At 72.7% G+C, this 25853-nt stretch carries 28 protein-coding genes; 11 read left to right on the forward strand and 17 right to left on the reverse strand.

Annotated features, from left to right (window positions below):
* Window positions 1-328 precede the first annotated feature (328 nt).
* Window positions 329-994 carry a TrmH family RNA methyltransferase gene (locus CRP27_RS12615; RefSeq protein WP_097181075.1) on the reverse strand — a complete coding sequence of 222 codons (666 nt, stop codon included), beginning with the start codon at window positions 992-994 and terminating at the stop codon, window positions 329-331.
* 234 nt (window positions 995-1228) lie between these two features.
* Window positions 1229-1906 carry a TetR/AcrR family transcriptional regulator C-terminal domain-containing protein gene (locus CRP27_RS12620; RefSeq protein WP_176505585.1) on the reverse strand — a complete coding sequence of 226 codons (678 nt, stop codon included), beginning with the start codon at window positions 1904-1906 and terminating at the stop codon, window positions 1229-1231.
* A gap of 177 nt (window positions 1907-2083) precedes the next feature.
* On the opposite strand from CRP27_RS12620, the gene CRP27_RS12625 reads away from it, so the two are divergent.
* Window positions 2084-2881 carry an HAD-IIA family hydrolase gene (locus CRP27_RS12625; RefSeq protein WP_097180965.1) on the forward strand — a complete coding sequence of 266 codons (798 nt, stop codon included), beginning with the start codon at window positions 2084-2086 and terminating at the stop codon, window positions 2879-2881.
* A 2-nt stretch (window positions 2882-2883) separates the two neighbouring features.
* On the forward strand, window positions 2884-3660 hold the full coding sequence (locus CRP27_RS12630) for a trans-aconitate 2-methyltransferase (protein ID WP_097180966.1): 777 nt from the start codon (window positions 2884-2886) through the stop codon (window positions 3658-3660).
* Window positions 3661-3833: 173 nt separating this feature from the next.
* Here the strand turns inward: CRP27_RS12630 and CRP27_RS12635 are convergent, their stop codons facing one another.
* The 3 genes from CRP27_RS12635 to CRP27_RS12645 form a co-directional block, all read right to left on the reverse strand.
* Entirely contained in the window at window positions 3834-4712 is an 879-nt protein-coding gene (locus tag CRP27_RS12635; protein ID WP_097180967.1) for a L,D-transpeptidase, read from the reverse strand.
* Window positions 4713-4784: 72 nt separating this feature from the next.
* Window positions 4785-6569, reverse strand: coding sequence for a phosphatase PAP2 family protein (locus tag CRP27_RS12640; RefSeq protein ID WP_097180968.1), 1785 nt, complete (start codon window positions 6567-6569; stop codon window positions 4785-4787).
* 114 nt (window positions 6570-6683) lie between these two features.
* A complete protein-coding gene (locus tag CRP27_RS12645; protein WP_176505586.1) occupies window positions 6684-7568 on the reverse strand; it encodes a CPBP family intramembrane glutamic endopeptidase in 885 nt (294 codons plus the stop codon).
* Between the two features lie 22 nt (window positions 7569-7590).
* Here CRP27_RS12645 and CRP27_RS12650 point away from each other — a divergent pair, with 22 nt between their 5' ends.
* Entirely contained in the window at window positions 7591-8280 is a 690-nt protein-coding gene (locus CRP27_RS12650; RefSeq protein WP_097180970.1) for a metal-dependent transcriptional regulator, read from the forward strand.
* A gap of 309 nt (window positions 8281-8589) precedes the next feature.
* Here CRP27_RS12650 and CRP27_RS12655 read toward each other — a convergent pair whose 3' ends face one another.
* Window positions 8590-9879 carry a sodium:proton exchanger gene (locus tag CRP27_RS12655; protein WP_255257574.1) on the reverse strand — a complete coding sequence of 430 codons (1290 nt, stop codon included), beginning with the start codon at window positions 9877-9879 and terminating at the stop codon, window positions 8590-8592.
* A 320-nt stretch (window positions 9880-10199) separates the two neighbouring features.
* Complete coding sequence (locus CRP27_RS12660; protein ID WP_097180971.1) at window positions 10200-10844, reverse strand: HEAT repeat domain-containing protein; 645 nt, start codon at window positions 10842-10844, stop codon at window positions 10200-10202.
* A gap of 106 nt (window positions 10845-10950) precedes the next feature.
* Here CRP27_RS12660 and CRP27_RS12665 point away from each other — a divergent pair, with 106 nt between their 5' ends.
* The gene (locus CRP27_RS12665) at window positions 10951-11904 is read left to right on the forward strand and encodes an aldo/keto reductase (protein ID WP_097180972.1); all 954 of its coding nucleotides are present in this window, start codon (window positions 10951-10953) and stop codon (window positions 11902-11904) included.
* 127 nt (window positions 11905-12031) lie between these two features.
* On the opposite strand, the gene CRP27_RS12670 is transcribed toward CRP27_RS12665, so the two are convergent.
* Window positions 12032-14152 (reverse strand): hypothetical protein, encoded by a 2121-nt coding sequence (locus tag CRP27_RS12670; RefSeq protein ID WP_097180973.1) that lies wholly within the window; start codon window positions 14150-14152, stop codon window positions 12032-12034.
* Window positions 14149-14700, reverse strand: coding sequence for an orotate phosphoribosyltransferase (gene pyrE, locus CRP27_RS12675; RefSeq protein WP_097180974.1), 552 nt, complete (start codon window positions 14698-14700; stop codon window positions 14149-14151). The genes CRP27_RS12670 and pyrE overlap by 4 nt, the downstream gene beginning before the upstream one ends.
* A gap of 77 nt (window positions 14701-14777) precedes the next feature.
* Between pyrE and CRP27_RS12680 the strand changes: the two genes are divergently transcribed.
* A complete protein-coding gene (locus CRP27_RS12680) occupies window positions 14778-16445 on the forward strand; it encodes a hypothetical protein (protein ID WP_097180975.1) in 1668 nt (555 codons plus the stop codon).
* A 76-nt stretch (window positions 16446-16521) separates the two neighbouring features.
* Window positions 16522-17838, forward strand: a complete 1317-nt coding sequence (locus tag CRP27_RS12685) for a M23 family metallopeptidase (protein ID WP_141399765.1) — start codon at window positions 16522-16524, stop codon at window positions 17836-17838.
* Here CRP27_RS12685 and CRP27_RS12690 read toward each other — a convergent pair.
* From CRP27_RS12690 to CRP27_RS12715, 6 genes are read right to left on the reverse strand one after another with little or no spacing between them, the layout of a single operon-like run.
* The gene (locus CRP27_RS12690) at window positions 17835-18623 is read right to left on the reverse strand and encodes an aminoglycoside 3'-phosphotransferase (protein ID WP_255257575.1); all 789 of its coding nucleotides are present in this window, start codon (window positions 18621-18623) and stop codon (window positions 17835-17837) included. The genes CRP27_RS12685 and CRP27_RS12690 overlap by 4 nt on opposite strands.
* 7 nt (window positions 18624-18630) lie before the next feature.
* Window positions 18631-19224, reverse strand: coding sequence for a hypothetical protein (locus CRP27_RS12695; protein WP_097180977.1), 594 nt, complete (start codon window positions 19222-19224; stop codon window positions 18631-18633).
* A complete protein-coding gene (locus CRP27_RS12700) occupies window positions 19221-19802 on the reverse strand; it encodes a hypothetical protein (RefSeq protein ID WP_097180978.1) in 582 nt (193 codons plus the stop codon). The genes CRP27_RS12695 and CRP27_RS12700 overlap by 4 nt, the downstream gene beginning before the upstream one ends.
* Window positions 19799-20140 (reverse strand): hypothetical protein, encoded by a 342-nt coding sequence (locus tag CRP27_RS12705; RefSeq protein WP_097180979.1) that lies wholly within the window; start codon window positions 20138-20140, stop codon window positions 19799-19801. The genes CRP27_RS12700 and CRP27_RS12705 overlap by 4 nt, the downstream gene beginning before the upstream one ends.
* Window positions 20137-20328 carry a DUF2273 domain-containing protein gene (locus tag CRP27_RS12710; RefSeq protein ID WP_079238071.1) on the reverse strand — a complete coding sequence of 64 codons (192 nt, stop codon included), beginning with the start codon at window positions 20326-20328 and terminating at the stop codon, window positions 20137-20139. Before CRP27_RS12710 ends, CRP27_RS12705 begins: the two co-directional genes overlap by 4 nt.
* Complete coding sequence (locus tag CRP27_RS12715) at window positions 20325-20783, reverse strand: Asp23/Gls24 family envelope stress response protein (RefSeq protein WP_097180980.1); 459 nt, start codon at window positions 20781-20783, stop codon at window positions 20325-20327. The genes CRP27_RS12710 and CRP27_RS12715 overlap by 4 nt, the downstream gene beginning before the upstream one ends.
* Before the next feature lie 107 nt (window positions 20784-20890).
* On the opposite strand from CRP27_RS12715, the gene CRP27_RS12720 reads away from it, so the two are divergent.
* Complete coding sequence (locus CRP27_RS12720; protein WP_097180981.1) at window positions 20891-21727, forward strand: exodeoxyribonuclease III; 837 nt, start codon at window positions 20891-20893, stop codon at window positions 21725-21727.
* Window positions 21728-21828: 101 nt separating this feature from the next.
* Complete coding sequence (locus CRP27_RS12725) at window positions 21829-22086, forward strand: nuclease (protein ID WP_097180982.1); 258 nt, start codon at window positions 21829-21831, stop codon at window positions 22084-22086.
* 4 nt (window positions 22087-22090) lie between these two features.
* On the opposite strand, the gene CRP27_RS12730 is transcribed toward CRP27_RS12725, so the two are convergent.
* Together CRP27_RS12730 and CRP27_RS12735 are read right to left on the reverse strand one after the other, a co-directional pair.
* Window positions 22091-22498: an aldehyde dehydrogenase gene (locus CRP27_RS12730; RefSeq protein ID WP_097181078.1), complete on the reverse strand. Its 408-nt coding sequence runs from the start codon at window positions 22496-22498 to the stop codon at window positions 22091-22093.
* Window positions 22499-22701: 203 nt separating this feature from the next.
* Complete coding sequence (locus CRP27_RS12735; RefSeq protein ID WP_097180983.1) at window positions 22702-23625, reverse strand: AEC family transporter; 924 nt, start codon at window positions 23623-23625, stop codon at window positions 22702-22704.
* A gap of 92 nt (window positions 23626-23717) precedes the next feature.
* Here CRP27_RS12735 and CRP27_RS12740 point away from each other — a divergent pair, with 92 nt between their 5' ends.
* From CRP27_RS12740 to CRP27_RS12750, 3 genes are all read left to right on the forward strand, one after another.
* Window positions 23718-24314 (forward strand): nitroreductase family protein, encoded by a 597-nt coding sequence (locus tag CRP27_RS12740; protein WP_097180984.1) that lies wholly within the window; start codon window positions 23718-23720, stop codon window positions 24312-24314.
* Between the two features lie 65 nt (window positions 24315-24379).
* Entirely contained in the window at window positions 24380-24811 is a 432-nt protein-coding gene (locus CRP27_RS12745; protein WP_097180985.1) for an acyl-CoA thioesterase, read from the forward strand.
* A 40-nt stretch (window positions 24812-24851) separates the two neighbouring features.
* On the forward strand, window positions 24852-25610 hold the full coding sequence (locus CRP27_RS12750) for an HAD-IIB family hydrolase (protein ID WP_097180986.1): 759 nt from the start codon (window positions 24852-24854) through the stop codon (window positions 25608-25610).
* The last annotated feature ends 243 nt before the right edge of the window (window positions 25611-25853 follow it).

Consider the following 25853-nt stretch of genomic DNA (forward strand, 5'->3'; position numbering starts at 1 on the left):
CGAAGAGACCCTTGGGAGTGGTCGGGTCCACGCTGCCGGGTGGGATCAGGGATGCGGCGACCGCCTCACAGGTCGTCCAGTCGATCATCTGTCGTGTTGTGGACAGTCGTTGTCCAAACGAGTGATTTTCACCCTGCGGTTCACCCCGTTCGGGGGACAGCCCGGGCGCGCCGCGGACGGTGTCTCACGCAGCTGACACGCCTCCCCGACGCCGAGACACCGCCGGACGTCCGAGACACCGCCGGTTCCGGCGGTGTCTCGGGCGGAAGGCGGCGTCTCGCCGACGCCGCGGTGTCTGGCCCGTGCGAGACACCCCACGCCCGATGGGTCAGGGCAGCTCGGCGTGCTGGACGACCCAGCTGTGCATCACGATCGCCGCGGCGGCCGAGGCGTTGATGCTCCGCGTCGACCCGAACTGCGTGATCTCGAGGTGTCCGTCGGCACCCGCCACGGCTTCCTCGGTGAGGCCGGGGCCCTCCTGCCCGAACAGGAACACGCACCGCTCCGGGATCGGTGCCGTCTCGATGCGCGACGCCCCGGGGGTGTTGTCGATCGCGATCACCGGGCGACGATCAGCACGCATGGCCTCGAGGAACGACGACACGTCCGGGTGGTACCGCACGTGCTGGTACCGGTCGGTGACCATCGCGCCGCGCTTGTTCCACCGTCGGCGCCCGATGACGTGCACCGTCCCCGCGAGGAACGCGTTGGCACTCCGGACGATGGAACCGATGTTGAGGTCGTGCTGCCAGTTCTCGATCGCCACGTCGAACGCGTGCCGGTGTGTGTCGAGCTCGGCCACGATGGCGTCCATCGACCAGTACCGGAACCGGTCGACGACGTTGCGGGTGTCCCCGTTCGCCAGCAGCTCAGGGTCGAGCCGCGGGTCGTCCGGCCACGGCTCGGGGTGCGGACCCACCCCGTGGGTGGTCGCCTCGTGCGTGGGCTGCGGCTCCGGCGCGTCGCCGGGACCGGACGGGAGGCGCTGGGTCACGTCCCCAGCGTACGTCCCGCCCGCCACGCGCCCCGTCCGGCGTCGGTCACCCCGGCCGCGCGCACCCCTCGCACCGTGCGACCCCCAGGGCCGCAGCGTGCGAGGTTCCGTGCACGGTGCGGGGCCGCGACCCTCGCACACTGCGGGAGACCTCGCACCGAACCACGCGGCGTCGGCGGGACCTCGCACCGTGCGAGGGTCGGCGGTATCTCGTGCGAGGGTCGGCGGGACCCCTCAGCGGATGCGGGACTCGATCCCCGCGATGAGCACGTCGAGCCCGAGGTCGAAGCGGGCGTCGTACGAGTGCTCACCGAGGAGCTCCCCCACGAGCGCGTGCCGCTCCGGACGCCCGGCCTCCGCCGAGCCCCGGCCGACCTGCACACCGGTGTGCCCGACCACGAAGTCGTACACGACGAAGAAGGCGTACATCGCCTCGGCGTCGGGCAGCCCGGCGGACCGGAGCGCCCCGACGACCTTCGCCACGACGGCATCGGACTCGGTCGACACCAGGGCACCCCGACGACTGTGCGACTCGAGCACGAGGGGGTGGGTCAGCATGAGGTCGCGGAAGGTCGTCGCGAAGACCCGCACCACGGCGTGCCACTCGTCCGGCCACACGAACGTCGCGGTGAACTCGTCGACGGTGCGGCGCACGAGTTCGGCGTGCAGGTCGTCGAGGCCGCCGATGGTGCGGTGCACGGTCATCGGTGCGACGCCCAGCCGGACGCCGAGTGCCCGGAACGACAGCCGATCGAGACCGTCCTCGTTCGCGATGGCCGTGGCGGCGTCGATCACCTGCTCGCGGCTGAGCACGTTCGGCCGGCCACGGCGTCGTCGCGGGGTCACCTCGGCCTGCTCCGGCGCCGCGGTGGGCCGGGGTGTGACGGTCGGGGTTCCGGGTTCGACGAGCACTTCGGGTCTCCTTGATTCGGTACGTGTCCCGAAAAGCCTAGGGCAAAGCCGACCGGCGTTCGGTGTCTCGACCATCTCGGGTCCGCGACCGGCACGCAAGAGCCGATCCGTGCCTCCCGGCCTTCTCGGAGCCGGCACCGAGCCGGGCCGTCACGGGCGCGCACTAGGGTGAGGGGCATGGCAACCCGCGACGAGGTCGAGTGCTGGCTGACCGACATGGACGGCGTGCTCGTGCACGAGAACCAGGCGCTCCCCGGGGCGCCCGAGCTGATCCAGCAGTGGCTCGACGAGGGCACGGAGTTCCTCGTCCTGACGAACAACTCGATCTTCACCCCGCGGGACCTCAGCGCTCGGCTCCGCTGGTCCGGGCTCGAGGTACCGGAGGAGCGCATCTGGACGAGCGCCCTCGCCACGGCGGACTTCTGCAAGTCCCAGATGCCCGGCGGCTCCGCGTTCGTGATCGGCGAGGCCGGCATGACCACCGCGCTGCACGAGGCCGGCTTCATCATGACCGAGACCGCACCCGACTACGTGGTCGTCGGTGAGACCCGGAACTACTCGTTCGAGGCGATCACCAAGGCCGTCCGCCTCATCCGCGACGGCGCCCGCTTCATCGTCACCAACCCGGACGCGACCGGCCCGAGCGCCGAGGGCGTCCTCCCGGCGACCGGTGCCATCGCCGCGATGATCGAGAAGGCCACCGGCAAGCAGCCGTACGTGGTCGGCAAGCCGAACCCGATGATGTTCCGCTCGGCGATGAACCGGATCGGTGCGCACTCCGAGAACACCGGCATGATCGGCGACCGCATGGACACCGACGTGCAGGCCGGCATCGAGGCAGGGCTCCACACGGTCCTCGTCATGACCGGCATCAGCGACCAGGCCGAGATCGACCGCTACCCGTTCCGCCCGAGCGAGGTCATCTCTGGCGTGCACGAACTCGTCCGCACGGAGCCGATCGAAGTCGAGATGTAGCCGTGCGGTGGGACCCGGCCCGCTACGCGGCCTTCGGTGACGAGCGGTCGCGGCCGTTCCACGACCTGGTCGCCCAGGTCGGCCTGGAGGCGCCCCGTCGCGTCGTCGACCTCGGCTGCGGTCCCGGGACCCTCACGGCCACGTTGGCAGCGCGGTGGCCCTCCGCGTCGGTGGTCGGGCTGGACAGCTCGGCGGAGATGTTGGAGTCGGCACCGGTCCGCCCGGGGTTGTCGTTCGAGCTGGGCTCGATCGAGGACTGGACGCCCGGCCCCACGGACGACGTCGTCGTGACGAACGCGGCGCTGCAGTGGGTGCCGACGCACGTGTCCCTGCTGCCCCGGTGGCTCGACGCGATGCCGTCAGGGTCGTGGTTCGCGATGCAGGTGCCGGGCAACTTCGGGTCGCCGTCGCACGCCCTCATGCGGTCGATCGCCGCCGACGGCCCGTGGGCGTCCGCGCTCGACGGGGTGCTCCGCGCGGACCCGGTGCTCGACCCGGCGGGCTACCTCGGCATCATGCTCGACGCCGGGTACGAGGCCCGCGCGTGGGAGACCACGTACGCGCAGCTCCTGCCCGGCGAGGACCCGGTGTTGGCGTGGGTACGTGGGACCGGACTCCGGCCGGCACTGCAGGCGCTCGATGCTGCGGACCCGTCCGGCGAACTGACGGCCGCGTACGAGGCCCGCTACGCCGCGGCCCTGCGCGGGGCGTACCCGATGGGACCACACGGCACGGTGTACCCGTTCCGTCGGGTCTTCGCCGTCGGCCGCAAGCCCTGACCCGCCGACACGGCGGTCATCGGCGGCGCTGTCGGCTGAGCGGCGCGGCGCACAACCAAAGTGGCCTCGCGCCGCGCGAACCCGCGGTTCCGGGCCACTTCGGTTGTGCGGCAGCGAGCCGAACCGCGCGACCGCGCGACCGGGACCGCGGCGCAGCAGCCGCCGCCCGACCGCTACTCCACCGTCACGAGGGTCCCGAGCGGCAGGGCGTTCACCGCTGCCACCGCCCCGGCGTCGAGCCGCACGCACCCGTGCGACACCGCACCCGAGGTCGTCGCGTTCCAGTGCAGACCGATCAGCCCGCCGTCGTGCCCGCCGTACGGTTCGTCGGCAGCGCTCGAGTGCAGGGACGTCAGCTGGATCGGGTGGTCGCCGGTGCCCTGCGCCGGGTCGACGTACCGCTGCTCCAGGTACCCGGTGACCCCGGTCGGCGTCGGGGTGTCCGCCGTGCCGACCCCGGCGCGGAACCGCTGGACCGTCGCACCGTCCAAGGAGACGATCGACACGGTCTGGTCCTTCGTCGAGATGACGACGCGGGAGGTCGGCGTCGACACCTCCCGGAGCAGCGCCACCGGCACCCACGCCGAGGTCTGTGCCGCAGCGGATCCCCCGGCGGCCGAGGGCAGTTGTCGGCGCGCCGGGGTGAGGACGCGCTCCCAGTCCCCGTCGCGCTCGAGTCCGACGACCGTGGTGGGCTGCCGGAGGAAGTCCGAGGCGGCGAACCGGGCGACGGGTGTGGTCCGCGCGGCCCCGAACAGGGGAGCGTCGGCGCGGAGCTGGAAGACGGTGTCCGAGGTGACCGTCCGGTCGAAGGGCATCAGCCCGCCGATGACGGCCGAGTACTGCGCCTCCGGCAGCGCGGCGAGCGCCGCGGCGTCGACGTGCGGCACGGCGGGCACCGTCGACGCCGACGTCGTCGCGGGCGGCGCGGTGTGTCCGGGTGCCGCCGAGACGGCCGAGGGTGGACCGACGACGAGCGGGACCACGACGGCTCCGGCGAGGACGACCGCGCCGGCCACGGCCACACCGGCCCAGAGGGTGCGCTTGCGCATGGGGACTCCTGGAAGGGGAGACCGGTCGGCGCGCGGGCGCCGACCGGTCGGGGTGGGGCGGATCGGCCCGGGTCAGCCGGAGACGACCGGCAGGTGGACGCCGGTGCCCGGGTCGACGACCGCGGTCCCGGTCCCGCCACCGGTGCCCGTGCCGGCAGCGGCGGGGGTCACCGTGATCGCGAGCGGTGCGACGAGCGCCGAGGCACCCGACGCGTCGACCACGTCGATCGTGTGCGCTCCCGTGGCGGTGCCCGCCGGGATCGTCACGCTGCCCGAAACGGTGCCGTCCGCGGCGACGGTGAGCGTGCCCACCGTGACCGGGTCGGAGTGCAGCACGACCCGCAGCGACGCGCCCGCCGTGAAGCCGGTGCCGGCGAGGGCGAGCGAACCGCCGGCGGTCACCGAGGTGCCCTTCGGGGCCGTCAGCACACCGGTCACGACGCGTGCGGTGCCGCCGGTGGCGAGGACCTTCGCGGTGCCGTCGGCGGAGACCGCGACCGTGGCGCTCGTCGCGGCGGCGAGGTCGAGGCGCTCCCACGAGCCCGCGGCCGTCCCGGACTGGTCGAGCGGGAACCCGGACGCGATCTCGGTCTGCGCGAGGACCGAGGTGCGCTGCGCGTCGGTGAGGGTCGGGAACGCCGTGAGGAGCAGGTTCGACGCACCGGTCGGCACCGAGGGGGCGAGCCCGGTGGTGCCGGTCGCCGCGAAGCCGTAGGTCATCCGCTCGCGGTACACCGCGGCGGCCGAGGCGCGGTCGGTGACGACCTGGGCGGTGCCACCGGGGATCGCGGCGCCGCCGTACGGGTCGTCCGAGTAGGCCTTCGAGTGGGCGATGCAGTTCGCGAGGGTGTCGCCGCACTGTGCCTCCAGGTAGGAGACGAGTTCCTTCCGTGCGGGCTCGAGGACGTCGGTGCGGTACCGGGTGTCCGACCAGCGGGCGGCGAGCGCTGCCTCGCCGTCGATGCGCCCACCCATGATGTCGAGCGGGTAGTGCACGCCGAGGACGATGCGGTCGTTGCCGGCCTCCGAGGCGCGGGCGAGGAGCTCCGGCGCCAGCTCGGGCACGAGCGTCGCGAGGGTGATGCCCGCCTGGTACGCCGTGGTGGTGTGGCCGCTCGGGAACGAGCCGCCCGTGCAGATGCCGACGGTGCCGTACCCGGGGTCGAGGACGACGTCGTTCGGGGAGAACTCGTGCGTGGTGTCGGTCGCGACCGGCACGCGGGTGATGTCGAGCGTCCCGTCGGCCGACGCCCAGGCCTTGCCGGCGCGGTTCGCGGCGAGCGACGACGCGTTCACCTTCGACGGGGCGCAGCCGGTCTGGTCGTCGGTGGCGGGCAGCGTGGCGGTGGTGGTCCCCGGCAGGTACGGCCGGGGGTAGCTGTAGTGCGCCTTCGCGTCGCCGGTGCTGACGTAGGCGCCGCTGGTGCCGTTCGACGAGTTCACGAGCGCCGAGGTGAGCGGCAGCTTCCCGGAGTTCCGGCCCTCGACGTAGATCTTCTCGAGCGCCGGACCGAGGCCCTGCGACACCGTCATCGACTGGTCGTAGGCGGTGTTCGTGGCGTTCTGGTACTCGGAGTCCTGCAGCGCCTTGCGCTGCTGCGCCGTCGTGGCGTGCTGGTTGATCCACGAGGTCAGCTCGTCGTTCTTCGCGAGCGTCCCGGCGTCGAGGACGGTGCCGTGCAGGTCGTTCGTCCCGCTCGACGTCCAGTACTGGTCGTACCCGCTCAGCAGCGAGACGAGGTCGGGCTTGGCGGTGTCGCTCGGGTACCCCGCCGCGGTGGCGACGAGGGGCGAGCCCACGACGAGGGCGGTCGCGACGGCGGCGACGGTCACCCCGCGGAGTGCTGATCTGTGCATGCGCCGAACGCTAAGGACGGGTGGTTGCCGAGTGGGGAACGGTTCACCAAGCCGAGGTGAACCGGGCCGCAGCCTGTGCGCACTCGCAGCCCCGTGCCTCCAGTCGGTGGGCGGTCACCATCTGACGGACTGGAGGCGCGGCTCGTCCCCCAGCACCGCGTACGCCGCCATGGGCGGTACCGTCCGCCACCGGCGCCGCAGGCGGCGCGGCCGGTCGTCCCGCCACGCGATCACCCCGCCGGCGACGATCCCGAACGCGAGCACCGCGAACGAGAACAGCCCGACGACACCGACGAGCACGAGCGTGGACGGGTCGTGGACGTCGCTCGTCGCCGAGAGCGCGATCGACCCGAAGTCCCAGAACGCGTGCAGCAGCACGGGCAGGAGGAGGTTCCCGGTCAGCCGGCGCGCGACGTACAGCGTCGAGCCGAAGGACGCCGCGAACACGACCTGCACGAGCGTCGCACCGAGACCGGCCCCGGCGAGCGCGTTGAGCAGGTGCAGCAGGCCGAACAGCACGCACGACGCGATCCACACGCCGAACTCGGGCAGCCGCCGGCGGAGCCCCACGAGCAGCACGCCGCGGGTCATCAGCTCCTCGAACACGCCGACGAACACCACGCCCACGGCCAGCAGCAGGAAGTAGTGCCCCGGCAGCGCGGACCAGTCGACCAGGGGCAGCCGCACCAGGCAGACCACCGCGATGAGAGCAGGAGCGAGCCAGGTCCACCGCAACCTCGTCCGGGTCGGGTCGACCGTGGCGATCCGCCACCAGCCGAGCCCCGTGACGACCAGGCAGAGGGCGACGGCGGCGATGCCCTCCGGGAGGACGAGCGACCGGACGACGCTGTCGACCGTCTGCCCGAGCGTCGGGTAGTCGTCGCTCGGACGCGCGCGCCACGCACTGATCGCGGCGAACACCACGAGGGGCGCGAGCCCCACCAGCAACGACGGCGGGACCGGCCAACGGCGGCGACGGGCGGGGGCGGCTGTGGTCACCCGCTGTTTGTACCATTGGGGCATGCGCCTGCCCTCCCTGTCCACCATGGCGGAGGACTACGTCAAGCTCGTCTGGAAGGCGAGCGAGCGCGGCGGCCCCGGACTCGCGACGCGGGACATCGCCGCGACGCTCAAGGTCTCGGCGTCGACGGTGTCGGGCAACCTCCGGAAGCTCGACCGGGACGGCCTCATCGAGCACACCCCGTACTACGGCGTCGTGCTCACCCCGCTCGGGCAGCAGGTCGCGGTGGCGATGGTGCGGCGGCACCGGCTGATCGAGACGTTCCTCGTGCAGCGTCTCGGGTACTCGTGGGACGAGGTCCACACCGAGGCCGAGTCGCTCGAGCACGCGGTGTCGGAGACGTTCCTCGACCGGGTCGACGCCGACCTCGGGCACCCGACGCACGACCCGCACGGCGACCCGATCCCGCGTGCGGACGGCACCGTGCCGGACTCCCCCGGGACCCTGCTCGCACGCGTCGAGCCCGGCGCGTGCGGCACCGTCGACCGTGTCTCCGACGACGACCCCTCGTTGCTGCGGTACTTCGACGAGCTCGGGGTCGGGCTCGGGACGCACCTGCGGGTGGAGCAGGTGCGGGACTACGCGGGCGTGATCGCGGTGTCGCGCCGGGGTCCGTCGGGCGAGGAGTCCCTCGTGGACCTGCCGGCAGCGGCGGCGTCCGCGATCTGGCTCGCCCCCGACGCCGACTGACGCGCCGCGCGGCGGCGCCCGCGGTCGCACAACACGCCGCTCACGTCCGCTGAGATCGCACGAAGTGCCGCCCACACGCCCGCAGAACCGCCGAAAGTGCGATCTCGCCAGCACCCGGATCGCGACCTACGCCGGACGGGAGGCACGGTGCCCGCCCGCACCGCGCGTCCAGTTCGCCCCACGCGAGGTCGCACAACACGCCGCTCACGTCCGGCGAGATCGCACGAAGTGCCGCCCACACGCCCGCAGAACCGCCGAAAGTGCGATCTCGCGGCCGGCCCCGGCCGGCCGGGCGGCCGGCCCCCCGCGTCAGTCGCGGAACGCGGGGGACGACGGCCGGCGGAACGGCGCCGAGATCGTCGGCAGGATGTCCCGGCGGTTGATCCAGAACACCACGAGCGCCGCCACCAGGTGCACGATGCTGAGCACCCAGCGCCCGTTCGTGTCCGTGATGAAGAACTGCACCGCGAACAACGCCGCGAGCGCAATCGCCGACCACCGGTGGAACCGCAGCGCGATGATGATCGCCACGCCGAGCACGGTCTGCGACGCGGTCAGCATGAACTCCTCGACCTGCCGGGAGTCCAGCGGCAGCCCGCCCGTGGTCCCGCCACCGAGGACGTGCGCGATCGGCAGCGACCCGACGAGCAGCGACCACTGGTTGACCTTCGAGGCGATGAGCGTCCCGATGGCCGCACCGCCCATGCCGCGCAGCGCGAACAGCGCGGCGACGATGAACTCCGGCGCCTCGGTGGCGAGCGGCGCGAGCCACTGCACCAGGAAGTAGCTGTCGATGCCGAGGGCGCTGCCGGAGTCCACGAGGGCGTCGGCGAACGGCTCCGCCGAGGACAGGATCACCGCGGCGGCCACCACGAACAGCGCCACGATCGTCCAGCGTCGGGCCCGCTGCGGCATCGACGCGATGTTGCCCGCCATGCCGACGAGCTCCTCGTCGTCATCGTCGTCGGTCACCTTCGACGCCCGCCAGAGGTACCAGACGAACGCCGCGAGCAGCACGAACCCGAACCACATCGGGATCGACCCCATCAGCGGGATGAGGAACGCGACGAGGGCGAGGAGCGCCAGGAACCCGATGTCGAGCCTGGACGAGCGTTCGAGTTCGAGCACCCGGGTCGCCGACGCGGGGAGCGAGCCGGTCTTCACGAACCGCCGGGCCACGAGCAGCGAGATGATCACGACGAGCGGCCACCCGAACCCGAGCAGCAGCCGGTTCGAGCCGGTCATGTTGGCTGCGGCGAACTGCTCGTACGCGGGGTCGTACCCGGAGCGGAACGCGTAGTACAGGTCGACGGCGTACTCGGGCAGCACGGCGATGAGGGCGAGGATCGCGATCGCGAGGGCGCCGGCGATGTCCTTCTGCGCGGCCTCCGCGGCCCAGGCGAGCAGGAACGACGCGGCGACGACGGCCCCGCCGAAGACGAGCAGGTCGACGAGCGCGTTCGGGGCGAAGCCGCCGACCCGGAAGACGACGGCGGGCAGGGCGATGGCGATGCAGATCGCGATGCGACCCCAGGCGCTGGCGCCCATCCGGGGCCGTGCGACGGCGGGTGCGGCCGCAGGGGACAGGGTGTTCGTCATGGGGGTCCTCGTGGTCGAGCCATGACGCTGCACCCACTCGAGCGGCTTCGACCATGGCGGAACGGCCGAAGGTCTCGCTCGCCTCGAGGGCCACGTGCACCGGGCCGATCGTCGTGATGGCCAGTGTGTCGATGCACGCGCTGGGAGCTACTCCCCTTCGACACCCACCTTGGCGCGCTCCGATCCGCACGCGCAAGCCGATCGGGCCTGTTCGGTGTCCCGAATTCCGGTGTTCCCCGACCCACCCCGGAACGGCCTGGAGGCGCGGGGCGGGGCCGCCACGCGCCTCCAGGCCGTCATCGGGTCACGCCCACCGCCCGTCACCCCTTCGCGGACCGCGTGCGGCCGAGCGCGACCTCGCGGCGAGCACGCTCGACGGCGAGCGCACTCGCCGCGTCCGGGTCCTGGAGCAACCGGTCGATCTCGGCGACGTGCGCCCGGACCTCGGCGTCCGAGCTGCCGGCAGCGTCGTCGAGGACGGGGCGGACCGTGTCCGCACCGAGGGCGACGATCGCCCGGCTGAGGCTCAGGCGCGTCTCACGGTCCCCCTGCCCGAGGTGCGTCGCGAGCGTCCGTGCGAGTGCGCCGGACTCGGCGTCCGGCACGATCGCTGCGGCGGTGCGCCATGCGGCCCGCAGGACCTCGACGTCCGGGTCTCGGAGCAGCGGACGGACCGACGGCCAGACACTCGGGTCGCCGATCTTCGACAGGGTGTGCAGCGCCTGGCTCCTGGCCTGCGGCACCGGTCGATCGAGCTCCGGCAGCATGCGTCGGACCACCTCGTCGGCGGGCTGCCGGATGAGCGCCCACGTGAGCATGTCCCGGACGAAGAAGTCCGGCTCCACCGCGCACTGCTCCACGAGCACGTCGAGGTCCGCCGCGTCCGGGTGGGTCCCGGCGTCCATGACGGCGCGCAGCCGGACGGAGGAACGCGGGTCGGCGAGGGCGGTGGTGAGCGCGGACATGGGTCCATGGAAGCGCACCGTGCTGCGTGACGTCCGGAGACGGCGCACCAAGGGTCGAGGCATAGCGTGGGAGGGACCGCTCAATGTCGTACACGAAAGGACCCCCATGCCCCGCATCGGAACCAGCGACCTCACCGTGTTCCCCCTCGCCCTCGGCGGCAACGTCTTCGGCTGGACCGCCGACGAGCAGACCTCCCACCAGGTGCTCGACGCGTACACGGCCGCCGGCGGGGACTTCGTCGACACCGCGGACGTCTACTCCGCCTGGGCCCCCGGCAACCAGGGCGGCGAGTCCGAGCGGGTCATCGGCTCGTGGTTCGCGAAGTCCGGCAAGCGCGACGACGTCGTCATCGCCACGAAGGTCTCGCAGCACCCGCAGTTCTCCGGCCTCGGCGCCGCGACCGTCGCAGCCGCAGCGCGTGCGAGCCTCCAGCGCCTCGGCACCGACCGCATCGACCTGTACTACGCGCACTTCGACGACGAGTCGACCCCGCTCGAGGAGACCGTCCGCGCCTTCGACCAGCTCGTGCAGGAGGGCCTCGTCCGGTACACCGCGATCTCGAACTACTCGCGTGCGCGCGCCGACGAGTGGATCCGCATCGCGAAGGACAACGGCCTCGCGCTGCCGGTCGCGATCCAGCCGCACTACAACCTCGTCACCCGCGAGCCCTACGAGTCGGACATCGCGCCGCTCGCCGCAGCCGAGGGACTCGGCGTCGTGCCGTACTTCTCGCTCGCCGCCGGGTTCCTCACCGGGAAGTACCGCACGAAGGAGGACTTCGCGGGCAAGGACCGCGAAGGACAGGTCTCGGGCTACTTCACCGACCAGGGGCTCGCCGTGGTGGACGCACTGGCCACGATCGCGGACGCCCACGACACCGAGCTCGCGAGCGTCGCCCTCGCGTGGTTGCAGGCGCAGCCGGACGTCGTCGCCCCCATCGCGAGCGCACGCAACACCGAGCAGCTCCCGGCGCTGCTCGCCTCGGCGGAGCTCGACCTCAGCGCCGACGAGCTGCGGACGCTCTCCGACGTGTCGTCGAAGGTCCCCGCGACGGCCTGACGACGGTGCGAGTCTCGCGCGGGACGACGCGAGACTCGCACCTGGCGACGGTTCTCGGGCCGATGACCGCGAGAACCGTCGCTCAGAGCGAGTCTCGGGGCTCGGTCGTGCCCGGCTTCGCGCCCGGCTACGCTCGCGGCGCGACCGACCCCGTCAGCGGTTCGCCCGACGACCGGGTCACGAAGCACGAGATGAACGTGTCACCCTGGTCCCACGTCGCCTGGTCCGGCGCGTAGGACCCCTGCACCTGGACGTCCCCGTAGGCAGCAGCGGCCGAGGTGTCGAGTGCAGCCGAGGTCTGGCACTGCTCCGCGGCCTGCGTCGCGAGCGCGTCCGGCCCGGGCCACTGGTTCGCCGACACCGGCAGCCGTGCGGTCAGCTGGGCGATGTGCGCCGACGAGCAGTCCACGACCGTGAAGGTCTGCGCCCACGCGTTCGTGAACGGCGACAGGCACTCCCCGCCCGCCAGCTCGGTCCAGCTGTGCTCGCCGGGAGCAGCGGGGGTCGTCGCGAACTGCAGCGTCTGCAGCGTGTCCGACGACGGCGCGGGCGTGGGCGCGGCTGCCGCCGAGGACGCAGGCGCTGACGCCGACGAGGTCGACGTCGGTGCCGGCGTGTGGTCCTCGATGGTGTTGCCGAGGATCCAGCGCGTCAGGGCGAACACAGCGACGAGCAGCACCACGATGAGCGCGATCGAGCCCCAGATGAGCAGTCGCTTGCCGCGCTGGCCCTCGTTGCGGAGCTTCGCGAAGCCCTCGTTGATGAAGTTGTCGCGGTCACCACCGCCGGCAGCCGCGGCCGGGGCAGCGGGCGCGACGGGCGTCCGGCCCGGAGCAGGAGCGTGCGCCGGAGCACCGCCGACCGCCGGCATCATCCGCGTGCTGTTGTCGGTGGGGTCGTACCCGGTGCCGCCGAGCTGGCCCACGGCTTCGGTGCCGAACAGGTCCTTGATCGCACTCGTGTCGCTGGTCTCGCGGCCGTCCCACTCGGACTGGTCGAGGTCGTCGGGCGCGGCGGCGGGCAGCGGCGCGGGCTCGTCGTCGTCCACCGGAGCGTGGGCGCGGATGCCCATCACGGCGTCGAGGTCCTGCCCGACGGCGGGCGGCAGGTGCGCCGGGTACGCCTGCGCGTCCGGCTGGGCAGCGGCGGGCTCGACGAGCGGCGGGGCGGCGGTCGGGGGCACGGTCGCCTCCGGCTCGGCCCACCAGGGCGTCCCGGCGACGGGCAGCGCGGTGGTCGCCGCATCGGCGGGTTCGGTGGGCTCGGCCTGGAGGCGCGACTCGCCCTCCGCCTCCTCGGTCACGTCGTGCGCCGGCGCCGGTTCGACTGCCGCGGTCGGCACCACGGGTGTCCCGCTGACCGGCGTCTCGAGCTCCCCGGACACCACGTCGTCGTCGGACTCGTCCGCGAGGGTCCACGAGCCCCCAGCGAGCGCCGTCGTGTCGAACGCGTTCGTCGTCAGGGTCGCGGGGACCTCGCCGGTCTCGTCGTCACGGATCGCCCAGTCGAACGGACGCTCGTGCCCGCCGGTGCCGGATGCCTCGGCGTCGGCGATGCGGAGCAGCTCGGTGAAGCTCGGTGGCTCGTCGGTGGCGGGCAGCACGTTCTCGACGCCGAGGGGCTGCTGCGCGACCGGACCGGTCGGGGTCGGCTGCGAACCGGTCGCCCGGCCGAGCCAGTCGACGTCGCTGCGTCCTTCGCCGAACGGGTCGACGCGGCGGCGCTCGTCCTCGATCGCCCGGTTCTCGGCGGCGCGCTGGTCGCGGTGGGACTGGGCGGTCGGGAGCGAGATCGACGAGGGGTGCGGCGCGGTCGAGGTCGGCGGGACCGGGGCTGCCGGCGGGATCCGCTCGCCCAGGGTCTCGCGCTCGTGCTCGGCACTCGCCTGCGGGTTCACCGACGGCGCGGTGAGCTGCTCGGGCATCGAGATCGCCTGGGTGGCACCGTCGTCGTCAGCGGACGGGGCCGCGGACGCCTCGGGGGCCTCCGGGGCCGACGGCACCGGCTCGAAGGGTTCGGGGAGCGGCGCACCGGTCTCCCGCGCCGCCTTCTCGGCCTCTCGACGCTCGCGGCGGGAGGGCCACTCGTCCTCGCTGCGGGGAGCGCCGAAGATGTCCGCAGCGCTGCGGAGACCGTGGAACGGAGCGTCCGGGGCGGACTCGCGCCGTGCCTCCAGTCCGTCGTCCCCGTCTGCGGGACCGGCGGTCTGGTCGGGCTCGTGCGCGTCCCCCGGACGCTCCGCGGTCACGCGCTCAGCCCCAGATCAGCCAGCCCGATCGCACTGAAGTACGGGTACCCGGCGGCCTCGATCTTCTCCTTCGCGCCGGTGTCGCGGTCGACCACGACGGCCACGGCGGCGACGATCGCGCCCTCGCGCTCGAGCGCCTCGGCGGCCTTGAGCGGCGAGCCGCCGGTGGTGGAGGTGTCCTCGAGGACGACGACGCGCTTGCCCTGCAGGTCCGGCCCCTCGACCTGCTTGCCGCGGCCGTGGTCCTTCGGCTCCTTGCGCACGACGAACGCGTCGTAGGCGAGCCCGCGGGCGGCGGCCTGGTGCAGCACGGCGCTGGCGATCGGGTCGGCGCCCATGGTCAGGCCACCGACGGCGGCGACGTCCGGCACCTGGCCGACGAGGTCCGTCATGACCTGGCCGATGAGCGGGGCGACACGGTGGTCCAGGCTCACCTTGCGGAGGTCGATGTAGTACGTCGCCTTCTTCCCGCTGGTGAGGGTGAAGTCTCCGTGGAACACCGCTTCGTCCGAGATGAACTGGATGAGCTGGTCGCGCGCGTCGGTCACAGCCCACAAGGGTAGCCGGTCGGGCTCGGGACGCGCTCCCCCAGCCTGCGGGGGCCTGGGCTGGGTACGCTCCGGGCATGGCCTCCGACGCGCGCACGACGACGGTCGTGGCGCGTCCGACGGGCGGCCCGCGGTGGCGCGGGCTGGTCGCCGCGACCGGCCGGGAGGCGCTGGGCGGCCTGGTCGCGCTGGCCCTGTCCGTCATGGCCCTGCGCCACGTCATCGCCACCGCCAGGGTCGAGCTGCTCTGGTACGACGGCGACTCGGTGCTGCTGCCGCTCGTCCGACGTTCGATGGAGCTCGGGCAGCCGTTCGAGTGGGCGATGTCCCCCGCGCTGTTCTTCTTCCCGGAGCTGCCGGTCTACCTGCTCTGCTCGGTCGTCACCGCCACCCCGCAGCAGGCCCTGGCGCTGAACGGGCTGCTCGTCCTGCTGGCCGTGTACGCCCTGGTGCGCGCGGCCGCCAACGAGCTCATGCCCGCTGCCCGACGCTCGGCCCGGATCGCCGTGTCCGCGGTGGCCCTCGGGTTCGTGACGCTCCTGGTGCTGACGGAGTCGTCGGCCACCGCGACGTCGCTCGAGCTGGCCTCGCTGCTCCTCACGACGACCTACTACTACGGCGCGGTGCTGGCGATGCTCGGCACCGCGGTTTTCGTGCTGCGGGCGGTCCGGACCGGGCGGGCCTCGGTCACCGTGCTCGTCGTCCTCGGGCTCGTCGCCGCGTGCACCACCGCGTCGAACCCGCTGTACGTGCCGTGGTCGGCCGCGCCGGTGGTCGTGACGCTGCTGCTGCTCGCGCTCGCCCGGCGCCTGCCCTGGCGTCCGGTCCTGCTGCTCGCCGGCACGGTGACCGCGGGGTCGGTCGTCGGGTACCTGCTCCGGATCCCGCTGCGGCCATTCGTGTCGCTCGACCCGTCCACCTACGTGCAGCCGTCCCGCGCTGGCGAGACCCTCCGCTTCTTCGCGGCACTCACCGACGACCGCGCGGGGACCGCCGCCGGGGACGCCGGACTCCTGCTCCTGTTCGTCGGGGTGCTCCTGTCCGTCGGCGGCACCGTCTGGGCGTGGCGGGTGCGGACCTCGCGGACCGTGCTCGTCGCCGCCGCGCTCCCCCTGGTCACGGTGGTGGCGGTGTCCGTCGGGGTCGTCGTCGCCGGGTCGGAGACCCCGCGCTACCTCGAGCCGATCGTGACGGCCCCGCTGCTGGCGCTCGTCGCGGTCGCCGAGCTCACGCGCACCGCCGTCCGCACGACCCGGGTGCACCGACCGCGGCGCGGCGTCCGGGTGGTCCTGGCGGTGGCGGCCGCGGGGGTGTTGCTCGCCGGGGTCGCGACCGCACCGAGCACCGCCCGCGCGGTCGGCACGGCACGGTACGACCCCGCGTCCTGCCTCGACCGGTGGGCCGACGGGCGGGACGTCGTCGGGGTGGGCCAGTTCTGGACCGTCCGGCCGCTCGCCACGTACGCCTCGACGAACGTGCAGCTCCTGCAGGTCCGGGACACGTTCCAGACGTACCCGTGGCTCGTCGACCTCGGGGCCTACCGGAACGCGGCGCCGACGTTCGTCGTGATCGGCACGCGGGACCTCTGGACGACCGCGGTGGAGGACTCGCTCGGCACCCCCGCCACGATCACCCACTGCACCGGCTTCGACGTGTACGACTACGCCGGGACGTCGGGTGCCGCGGTCCTGCAGCGCGACGTGGTGAGCAGCGCCGATGCCGTCCGGCGCGAGCGCGGCTTCTGAGCGATCACCCCGGAAGTCGTCCACAGCCGCGCGGCGGCACCCGTTCCTGCCTGTACGGATGTATAGGCTCGTGCCCGTGACTCGTCCCACCAGCCACCGCTCCCCGCGTGCGACCGTGCGCCTCCGCCTCGCCGCCACCGGACTCGCACTCGCGGGTCTGCTCGGCACGGTGGTGCTCGACGCGCCGGCTGCGAGCGCGGCCACGTACCCCTCGTGGGACGAGGTCATGGCCGCCCGCGGGCAGGAGTCCGCGAAGCAGGACCAGATCACCGAGATCAAGAGCATCATCTCCGGCCTCTCCGACAAGGTGAAGGCGGCCGAGGCCGAGGCGAAGCGGCTCGGCACCGAGTTCTTCGAGGCCCAGAGCGACGCGCAGGACGCCGCCGAGAAGGAACAGCGGCTCCGCGCCGACGCCGAGGAGCACGCCGAGATCGCCGAGCAGAGCGCAGCCCAGGCCGGGCAGTTCGCCGCGCAGATGGCCCGCTCCGGCGGCGCGGACGTCACCGCGTCCGTCATCACCGGTGGCGAGGACGCGTCCGACCTCCTCTACAACCTCGGCGCGCTCAGCAAGCTCTCCGAGCAGGCCGAACGGGTCGAGGCCGCTGCCACCGCCGACGCCGCCGTCGCCCGCTCCCTGACCGCGCAGGCGGACCGTGCGTCCGAGGCGCTCGACGAGCTCGCGGCCGAGGCCGAACGGCGCATGCAGGCCGCCCAGGCCGCGGCGGACGAAGTACAGACGGCCTACGACGAACAGCAGAGCAACAAGGCACGGCTCGACGCGCAGCTCGCGACCCTGACGTCCGGCCGCGTCCGGACCGAGGCCGAGTTCGCGCAGGGCGAGAAGGTCCGCAAGGCGGCCGAGGCGAAGGCGGCGCGGGAAGCCGCAGCACGTGCGGCGGCAGCAGCCGCCGCGGCGAACACCGGCGGCGGCGGGTCCGGCAGCAGTGGCTCCGGAGCCGGCGGTTCGCCCGGATCCGGTTCGGGCACCGGCTGGGTCCGTCCGGCGAGCGGGTACGTCATCAGCCCGTACGGCTACCGGGTGCACCCCATCACCGGCGTCGTCACGAAGCACGACGGCGCCGACCTCGCGAGCGGCTGTTACACGCCGATCGTCGCCGCAGCGGCGGGCACGGTCGACTACGCGGGCTGGTACGGCGGCTACGGCAACTACGTCCGGATCAGCCACGGTGGTGGTGTCCAGACCGCGTACGGCCACATCGTGAACGGCGGGTACCGGGTCGCCTCGGGCCAGCGGGTGTCCGCGGGCCAGCTCATCGCACTGGTCGGCTCCACGGGCGCCTCGACCGGCTGCCACACGCACTTCGAGGTCCACCTCGGCGGCGCGACCGTCGACCCGATCCCGTTCATGCAGGCGCGGGGCGTGGCCTTCTAAGCGGTCGACCCCGCCGACTCGACGCCGTCGTCGTCGAGGTTCCACAGCGCCCGGTACCAGGCGGTCCGCTCTTCGTCGACGGGCAGCCCGTACGCCTCGTGGAACAACCCGTCCCACCCCGGCCCGTAGTTCCACCCGAGCGCCATCGTCGCCACGCCGAGGTCCGCCCAGCGGTCCGCGATGCCGAGCGCGTCGAGGTCGACGTGGCCGGCCCACTTCCCGTCCCGACCGATCAGCGTGTTCGGCGTGCACGGGTCCCCGTGGCAGACCACCACGCGGTCGGTCGGCGGCTCCGGGCCGAGCAGGTCGGGATCGGCGCCGGCGGCACGGGCCCGACCTGTTCGCTGCGCCGTCGACCACTCGAAGGGGCAGTCGAGGACCGGCAGGGTGTCGTGCAGGGCGCGGAGCCCCTCACCGGCGGCGATCACGGCCGTCCGGGGGTCGTCGTGCCAGCGCTCGTCGACCGCACTCCAGCCCGGGAGCGCCCGGGTCCGCAGCCACACACCCTCGTCGTCGGTGCCGTGGTCGATCAGCTCGGGCACCCGTGCGTAGCGGGATGCCCAGGTCAGCCGGGCGGCCTCGCCGACGATCCACGGCGCGTAGGCGTGCGGGAGCACCTTGACGTACTCCTCGGCGTGACCGTCGTCCCCGATGCGGAACGTGCGCCCGCCGATCTCGTTGACCCACACGGCCTGCACCGATCGACCGCGGGCCGCCTCGGTGACCACTTGCGGCACCACGACGTCGCCCCGTGCCCTGGAGAGTCCGTCGATCGAGCGGGGCACGGCGGGCTCAGTGCACCCGGTCGGTGCGTCCGGAGCCCGCGCCGCCGCGGGCGATCTCGAGCAGGACGGGCAGGCGGTCGCCGAGCAGTGCGTCGAGGTCCTCGACGATGCCCTCCACCCCCGTCGTGATCGCGCGGGGCGAGGCACCACGGCGTGGACGGACCCGGATGCGGATCGCCCGCTGGCCACGGACGCGGTAGACGTCGACGGCGAGGGAGCCGACCTCCGGCAGGTCGCCGATCGCCGAGGACAGCGCGTGCTGGACGGCCGCCGCGTCGATCCGGACGGCGCCGGCGACCCCGTCCGCGGAACCGTCGTCCTCGACCACGGTGCCGGTGCGACCGCCGCCGAGCGTCGTCAGCACGACCAGCGCGAGCACGCCGAGGACCACCGCTCCGCCGAGGACCCACGTCCACGCGGTGACCGAGGCGTCGCGCGGGGCGTCCCGGCCGAGGTCGCCGAGCACCCGGGCCCAGTCGTGCCAGGTCGATGCCGCCCAGGGCACCGTCTGCACGAGGATCGTCCCCACGCCGAGCACGAGCAGCGCGAGACCGACCAGGACGAGCGTGGTGCGACCGACACCGCGGTTCGTGGCGTTCACCCGTCCACCCGTCCGGTCGGCTGCACCCGGACCCGAGCGGTCACGGACGGCACGACGTCGATCGCGCGGAACTCCTCGGTCACGGCGTCCGTCGCGGCGACCGCGGGGACGTCGACCCCGGCCGCGGGGCGCAGGACCACGTCGACCGTGCGCCGACCGACGATCCCGACTGCGGCGTCCGGGCCGAGACGCGTCGCGGAGCGTGCGGCGCGGGCTGCGGCGGACGCCAGGACCTCGTCGTCGACGACCACGGCGAGGCGGTCGGAGGACATCGTGTGCCGGGGGCGACGCTGCGGCAGGAGCCCCTGCGCGAGGAAGACGAGGCCGACGACGGCGACGATGGCGGCGACCCCGACGACGATCGTCGTGTCGAGGCCACGCGGCGCCCGGGCTGCGGCGGCGACGAGGTCGCGCGGGTCGATGCCGAGGGCGCGCTGCCCGAGGAAGACCAGGGCGGCGGCGAACACGGCAGCGGCGGCGAGCACGAGCACCACGAGCACGGCGATCACGACGGTGCCGGAGCGGGACGCCGTCGACTCGCGGCGGAGGATGCGGCGGTAGGTCCGGTCGTGGGTCATCGGACCCTCCTCGGGGTGTCCACGATCGACGACGTGAACGTCACGGTCACCCGTTCGACCTGTCGGCCGGTGATGGTCCGGACCCGCTCGGCGATCGTCGCCCGGGCGCGGTGCGCCGTCGTGGTGACGGGTTCGTCGGGGGTCGCGTGGCTCCCCAGCACGGGCACGGTGAGCGGGGCGGTGATCTCGACCGCCAGCGCGCCGTGACCGTCGTCGGCGACCCGGGCACGGGCCTCCCGGAACGGCACGCGCAACGCCTCGGCGGCGACCGCCTGTGCGGTGTGCACGAGTGCCGCCGACCCGATGCGGTCGTACCCGGCGACCGCGGCCGGGCTCACGACGAGCTCCGCCGTCCGCGGAGCACGTCGAGCAGACGACGGAAGTCGATGTCGCCCGTCGCGATGCGGGCGACGAGCCCACCGACGAGCATGAAGACCGCCACGACCACGAAGGCCCAGAAGCCGAGCGTCACGGCGACGATCGCGAGCAGCGCGCCGACGCCCATGCCGACGACGGTGGCGTTCACCGGACGCGACCGTCGGTCTCGTCCACGACGCCGTTGAGGGCCGGGATGTTGACGTCGTTGATGGCGATGTTGACCTCGGTGACCTCGAGCCCGACGAGCTCGGTCACCGCGCTCGTGACGGCGGCGCGCACTGCGGTGGCGACGTCCATCATCGGGGTCGGGTAGTCGACGACGATCGTCAGGTCGACGGCGACCTGGGTCTCGCCGACCTCGACGCGGACGCCCTGGCCGAGCGCACTGGAACCGATGGCGTCGCGGATCGCACCGAACGCCCGCGCCGCGTTGCCGCCGAGTGCGAAGACCCCGGGGACGTCGCGTGCGGCGATGCCGGCGACCTTGGCGACCACGGTGTCGTCGATGATCGTCCTGCCCTTGGTGGTCACCTGCGTCGTCGTGCTGCCGGTCGTGCTGCCGGTCGTCGCGGTCCCGTCGACGCGGTTCGTCGTCGATGCCATCAGTGCCTCCTGCGCTCGCTTGCTGGACTCCCAGCGAACACCATCGTGCCGTGCCGCGCCCGAGAGCGGAACACGGCGCGCAGTGGCACCACGGTAGGTTCGAACCCATGCGCGTGGCGACCTGGAACGTGAACTCCGTCCGGACCCGAGTGGGCCGGATCGTCGACTGGCTGGTGCGCGAGGACGTCGACGTCCTCGGCATGCAGGAGATCAAGTGCAAGCCGGAGCAGTTCCCGGTCGAGGCGTTCGAGGCCGCCGGCTACCAGGTCGAGGCGCACGGCCTGAACCAGTGGAACGGGGTGGCCTTCGCCAGCCGTCTGCCGCTCGAGGACGTCACCCGCGACTTCCCCGGCCAGCCCGGCTTCCTCAAGGGACACGAGGGGCCGGACCTCCCGGTGGAGGCCCGCGCGCTCGGCGTCACGGTCGACGGCGTCCGGCTCTGGAGCCTCTACGTCCCGAACGGGCGCGAGGTCGGCGACCCGCACTACACGTACAAGCTCGACTGGCTCGCGCAGCTCGCCGACCGCACGTCCGAGTGGCTCACCACGCACCCGGAGCAGCCGCTGGCACTGATGGGCGACTGGAACGTCGCACCGCTCGACTCCGACGTGTGGGACGTCAGCGTGTTCGAGGGCCACACCCACGTGACCGAGCCCGAGCGCGCCGCCTTCCGGGCGTTCGAGGAGCGCGGGCTGCAGGACGTGGTGCGCCCGATCGTGCCGGACGGCTACACGTACTGGGACTACAAGCAGCTGCGCTTCCCCCGCAACGAGGGCATGCGCATCGACTTCGTCATGGGGTCGCAGGCGTTCTCCGACGTCGTCACCGACGCCCGCATCCACCGCGACGAGCGGAAGGGCGACGCCCCGAGCGACCACGTGCCGGTGACCGTCGACCTGGACCTCGAGACCTCGCTCGACGACGACCGCCCGATGATCTTCTGACCCGAGCGGCTTCTGTTACGTCCCGGGTCCGCCCGCGTTGAGCGGACCGACGCCCGGACGTAGGTTTCCTGCACCGAACCCCTTCGAGAGCAGGTGAAGCCATGTCCCGCACGACCCCGTCGACGATCCTTCCGATCCAGCGCGTCATGGCCGACGCCACGCCCCGGGCATGGCGCGACGGCATCGTCGCCGAGGTCCGGGCGGCCGACGTCGTGGTCCTGTTCCTCGACGGCGGCGTGACGCAGCTGCGGGTGGCGGGCGCCGACACCGTCGTGTCGGTCGGCGACCCGGTCGCCCACCACCCGGCCGCGGAGATCCTCAGCGCGGGCGGTCGGAAGACCACCGCACGCGTCGCCTGACGCGTCAGGCGGTCATCGAGGCCAGCATGGCCTCGCACTTCGCGACCATCTCGTCGCACGCCATCGCGCAGTAGCGGCACGACTCGTCCATGTCCGCGTGGCTACGGCACTCGGCGGCGCACGCCGTGCCCATCGCGACGCATGCCGTGAGCATCGCGCGCATGCTGTCCGCGTCCATGCCCATCGGCCGCATCATCATGCGCATGCCCGTGTCGGCCATCATCGCCGTGTTCGAGCACATCGCGGCGCACGTCGCCATGTCCGTGCCCATCTGCATGTCGCTCGCGGAGCACATCGTCGCGGCCATCGACGCGGCGTTCATCGCCATCATCGTGTCCTGCATCGTGTCCGCGTCCATCGCCATGGGCATGTCCGTCATCGACATGCTCTTCATCATCGCCATCGTGTCCATCGGGGACCTCCTCTTCCGTTCGGTGGCGCCCACGGTACGCGCCCCGTCGATGCGCTTCGCGAGCAGGAGTGGTCGGGTCGCCCGACGCGACCCGACCATTGCTGCCCACCGTGCGCGGTGGTCGCGACCGACGGGCGCACGGGAGGCACGGTGCGGGCCCGCCACGCGCCTCCAGGCCGCCGTCCGGTCCCCTCCACACCCGCCTACGGGTGCAGGAGCGCCGCGATCGCGACGAGCACCGGCACGGCGCCGATCGTCGAGATGAGCACCACGTCGCGGGCCACCGGGACCGCCGCACCGTAGCGCTGCGCGTAGTTGAAGACGTTCTGCGCCGCCGGCAACGCCCCGAGGGTCGTGAGCACGAAGACGTCCTGTTCGCCGAGCCCGAACACGAACCGGGCGAACACGAACGCCACCGCCGGCATGACCACGAGCTTGATCGCCGACGCCACGATGACGTCCGTCCGGATCGCCGGGTCCCGCAGCGGGGTCGCGCCGTGCAGGCTCATGCCGAACGACAGCAGGACGACGGGCACCGCGGCCGCACCGACGAGGGAGAACGGCTCGAGCACGGGCGTCGGCAGCTCGATCCCGGTCGCCGAGAACACCAGCCCGACGAGCGACGCGATGATGATCGGGTTCCGGAACGGCCCGGAGACCCGCCGACCCCAGCTGCCACCGGACGAGGTCGCGGTGTCGAGCACGGTGAGCGCGATCGGCGCGAGCACGATGAGCTGCAGCAGGATCACCGGCACGACCGCCGTCGCCTGACCGAGCACGTACACGGCCACCGGCAGGCCGATGTTGTTCGCGTTGACGTAGCTCGACGCCAGCGCGCCGACCGTGGTGGTCGTCAAGGGCCTGCGGAGCACCAGGCGGAAGACGAGCGCCGCACCGAGCGCGACGACGAGCGCACTGACGAGGGACACCCAGAGCATCGGCGAGAGCAGCGACTCGATGTCCGCGGTCGCGATGGTGTGGAAGAGCAGGCACGGCATGAGCACGAAGAAGGCGAGTCGGCTCATCACGAACTGGGCGTGCTGCCCGAGCAGGCCGATGCGCCCGACGACGTACCCGGCGGCGATGATCGCGCCGATGATCGCGAACCCGGTCAACACGCCACCCATCGCGCCCATCCTTGCACCGGGCCCGGGCGTCGGCGACATGTGACGTCGTTCAGCCGGGAAATGCGAACGCATCGAATACCGTTGGAGCCACCATGACCTCGACGAACACCAGCACGCTCACGCGTTCCACCGACTCCAGCCAGCCCCTCGTCCCCCTCCTCGAGGAGCGCTGGAGCCCCCGCTCCTACGACGAGACGGCCACGATCTCGGACGAGCAGTTCGACGCCGTGCTCGAAGCTGCTCGCTGGGCTCCGTCGGCCATGAACTTCCAGCCGCGTCGCTTCATCGCCGGCCGCCGGGGCACCGAGACGTTCCGGAAGATCAACGAGAACCTGCTCGGCTTCAACGCCGCGTGGGCGTTCCGCGCCAGCGCCCTGGTGGTCGGCGTGCTCGAGACCGTGACCGAGGAGGGCGACGAGCGCACCTTCGCGCAGTACGACCTCGGCCAGTCGCTGGCGGCCCTCACCGTGCAGGCGCACGCCGAGGGGCTGCACGTGCACCAGATGGCCGGGATCGACGCCGAGGGTCTCCGTGCCGCCTTCGACCTGCCCGAGCGCTTCCTGCCCTACACCGTGACGGCGATCGGCACCGTCGCGGACCCGTCGCAGCTCGACGAGAAGGCCGCCGAGCGCGAGGTCGCTCCGCGCACCCGGATCGCCCTCGACGAGGTCGTCCTCGTCAAGGAGTAGCACCGCAGTACGGTCCACGCGGCCGGGTTCCCGATCGGGAGCCCGGCCGCGTATCATGTACTGACATGGAACCCGCAGCCGCAGCAGCACCCGAGATGAACTTCTACACGCGCAAGTGGGTTCGCCCGGAGGACCTCAACGCGAACGGAACGCTGTTCGGTGGCAGCCTCCTCCGCTGGATCGACGAGGAAGCGGCGGTGTACGCGATCATCCAGCTCGGCAACGGCAAGGTCGTGACGAAGTACATGTCCGAGATCGTCTTCGTGTCCTCCGCGAGCGAGGGCGACATCGTCGAGATCGGCCTCGTCGCCACCCGCTTCGGCCGCACCTCGCTCACCATGCGTGCCGAGGCCCGGAACCTCTTCACGCATTGCAGCATCCTCACCATCGACGAGGTCGTGTTCGTCAACCTCGACGCCGACGGCAACCCGGCCCCGCACGGCTACACCGACATCACGTACGCCCGCGACCGGGTCCCCGCCACCCACCGGGCATGACACCCGGCATGTCGTCGGCGGGCTCTGGCAGGATCGGGGCATGACCACGCCCCGCCTCGTCGCCTTCGACCTGGACGACACCCTCGCCCCCTCGAAGTCCGCGCTCGACCCCCGCATGCTGGAGACCTTCGCCTCCCTGCTCGAGGTCGTGCCGGTCGCGGTCATCTCCGGCGGCAACTTCGCGCAGTTCGAACAGCAGCTCGTCACGCCGCTGCGGCACCGTCCCGGGCTGACGCTCGACGACCTGCACCTCCTGCCCACCTGCGGCACGCGGTACTACCGCTGGGCGGGTGACGACTGGGCGCTGCAGTACGCCGAGGACCTCACCGACGACCAGAAGGCACGTGCCCTCGCGGCGGTCGAGGCCCAGGCGAAGACCGCCGGATACTGGGAGTCCGAGACCTGGGGTCCCATCCTCGAGGACCGTGGCTCGCAGATCACGTTCTCGGCACTCGGGCAGGCCGCCCCCGTGGACGTCAAGAAGCAGTGGGACCCGACCGGCGCGAAGAAGGACGACCTGCGACGCCGGGTCCAGGCCGAGCTCCCCGACCTCGAGGTCCGGTCCGGTGGCTCCACCAGTGTCGACATCACCCGCAAGGGCATCGACAAGGCGTACGGCATGCAGCGGCTCGCCGAGATCACGGGCATCGGGCTCGACGACATGCTGTTCGTCGGGGACCGCCTCGACCCCGAGGGCAACGACTACCCGGTGAAGGCGCTCGGCGTTCCCTGCCACGCGGTGGAGGGCTGGGAGGACACCGACGCGTTCCTCACGGAGCTGATCCCCACGCTGCGCTGACGCGCGGGGCGCGCTGGGCTGCGCCGGCGCGCTGGGCTGGCTGGGCTGGCTGGGCTGGCTGGGCTGGCTGGGCTGGCTGGGCTGGCTGGGCTGGCTGGGCTGGCTGGGCTGGCTGGGCGGCGAGACGCCGCCGCAGCCACGAGACACCGCGCGCGCCACGAGACGCCGCCGGATCCGGCGGCGTCTCGCAACGTCCGATGCGTCTCGCTGCCGGCACGGCGTCTCACCCGCTCGAGACGCACG

Source organism: Curtobacterium sp. 314Chir4.1 (assembly GCF_900215175.1).
GTDB lineage: Bacteria > Actinomycetota > Actinomycetes > Actinomycetales > Microbacteriaceae > Curtobacterium > Curtobacterium pusillum_A.

Coding starts and splice junctions, on each gene's coding strand:
- CRP27_RS12660 (WP_097180971.1), bottom strand. CDS start 10,844: ATGTCCGCGCTCACCACCGCCCTCGCCGACCCGCGTTCCTCCGTCCGG.
- CRP27_RS12730 (WP_097181078.1), bottom strand. CDS start 22,498: ATGGACACGATGGCGATGATGAAGAGCATGTCGATGACGGACATGCCC.
- CRP27_RS12740 (WP_097180984.1), top strand. CDS start 23,718: ATGACCTCGACGAACACCAGCACGCTCACGCGTTCCACCGACTCCAGC.
- CRP27_RS12700 (WP_097180978.1), bottom strand. CDS start 19,802: ATGACCCACGACCGGACCTACCGCCGCATCCTCCGCCGCGAGTCGACG.
- CRP27_RS12650 (WP_097180970.1), top strand. CDS start 7,591: ATGCGCCTGCCCTCCCTGTCCACCATGGCGGAGGACTACGTCAAGCTC.
- CRP27_RS12640 (WP_097180968.1), bottom strand. CDS start 6,569: ATGCACAGATCAGCACTCCGCGGGGTGACCGTCGCCGCCGTCGCGACC.
- CRP27_RS12715 (WP_097180980.1), bottom strand. CDS start 20,783: ATGGCATCGACGACGAACCGCGTCGACGGGACCGCGACGACCGGCAGC.
- CRP27_RS12680 (WP_097180975.1), top strand. CDS start 14,778: ATGGCCTCCGACGCGCGCACGACGACGGTCGTGGCGCGTCCGACGGGC.
- CRP27_RS12750 (WP_097180986.1), top strand. CDS start 24,852: ATGACCACGCCCCGCCTCGTCGCCTTCGACCTGGACGACACCCTCGCC.
- CRP27_RS12655 (WP_255257574.1), bottom strand. CDS start 9,879: ATGACGAACACCCTGTCCCCTGCGGCCGCACCCGCCGTCGCACGGCCC.
- CRP27_RS12665 (WP_097180972.1), top strand. CDS start 10,951: ATGCCCCGCATCGGAACCAGCGACCTCACCGTGTTCCCCCTCGCCCTC.
- CRP27_RS12625 (WP_097180965.1), top strand. CDS start 2,084: ATGGCAACCCGCGACGAGGTCGAGTGCTGGCTGACCGACATGGACGGC.
- CRP27_RS12635 (WP_097180967.1), bottom strand. CDS start 4,712: ATGCGCAAGCGCACCCTCTGGGCCGGTGTGGCCGTGGCCGGCGCGGTC.
- CRP27_RS12725 (WP_097180982.1), top strand. CDS start 21,829: ATGTCCCGCACGACCCCGTCGACGATCCTTCCGATCCAGCGCGTCATG.
- CRP27_RS12720 (WP_097180981.1), top strand. CDS start 20,891: ATGCGCGTGGCGACCTGGAACGTGAACTCCGTCCGGACCCGAGTGGGC.
- CRP27_RS12745 (WP_097180985.1), top strand. CDS start 24,380: ATGGAACCCGCAGCCGCAGCAGCACCCGAGATGAACTTCTACACGCGC.
- CRP27_RS12735 (WP_097180983.1), bottom strand. CDS start 23,625: ATGGGTGGCGTGTTGACCGGGTTCGCGATCATCGGCGCGATCATCGCC.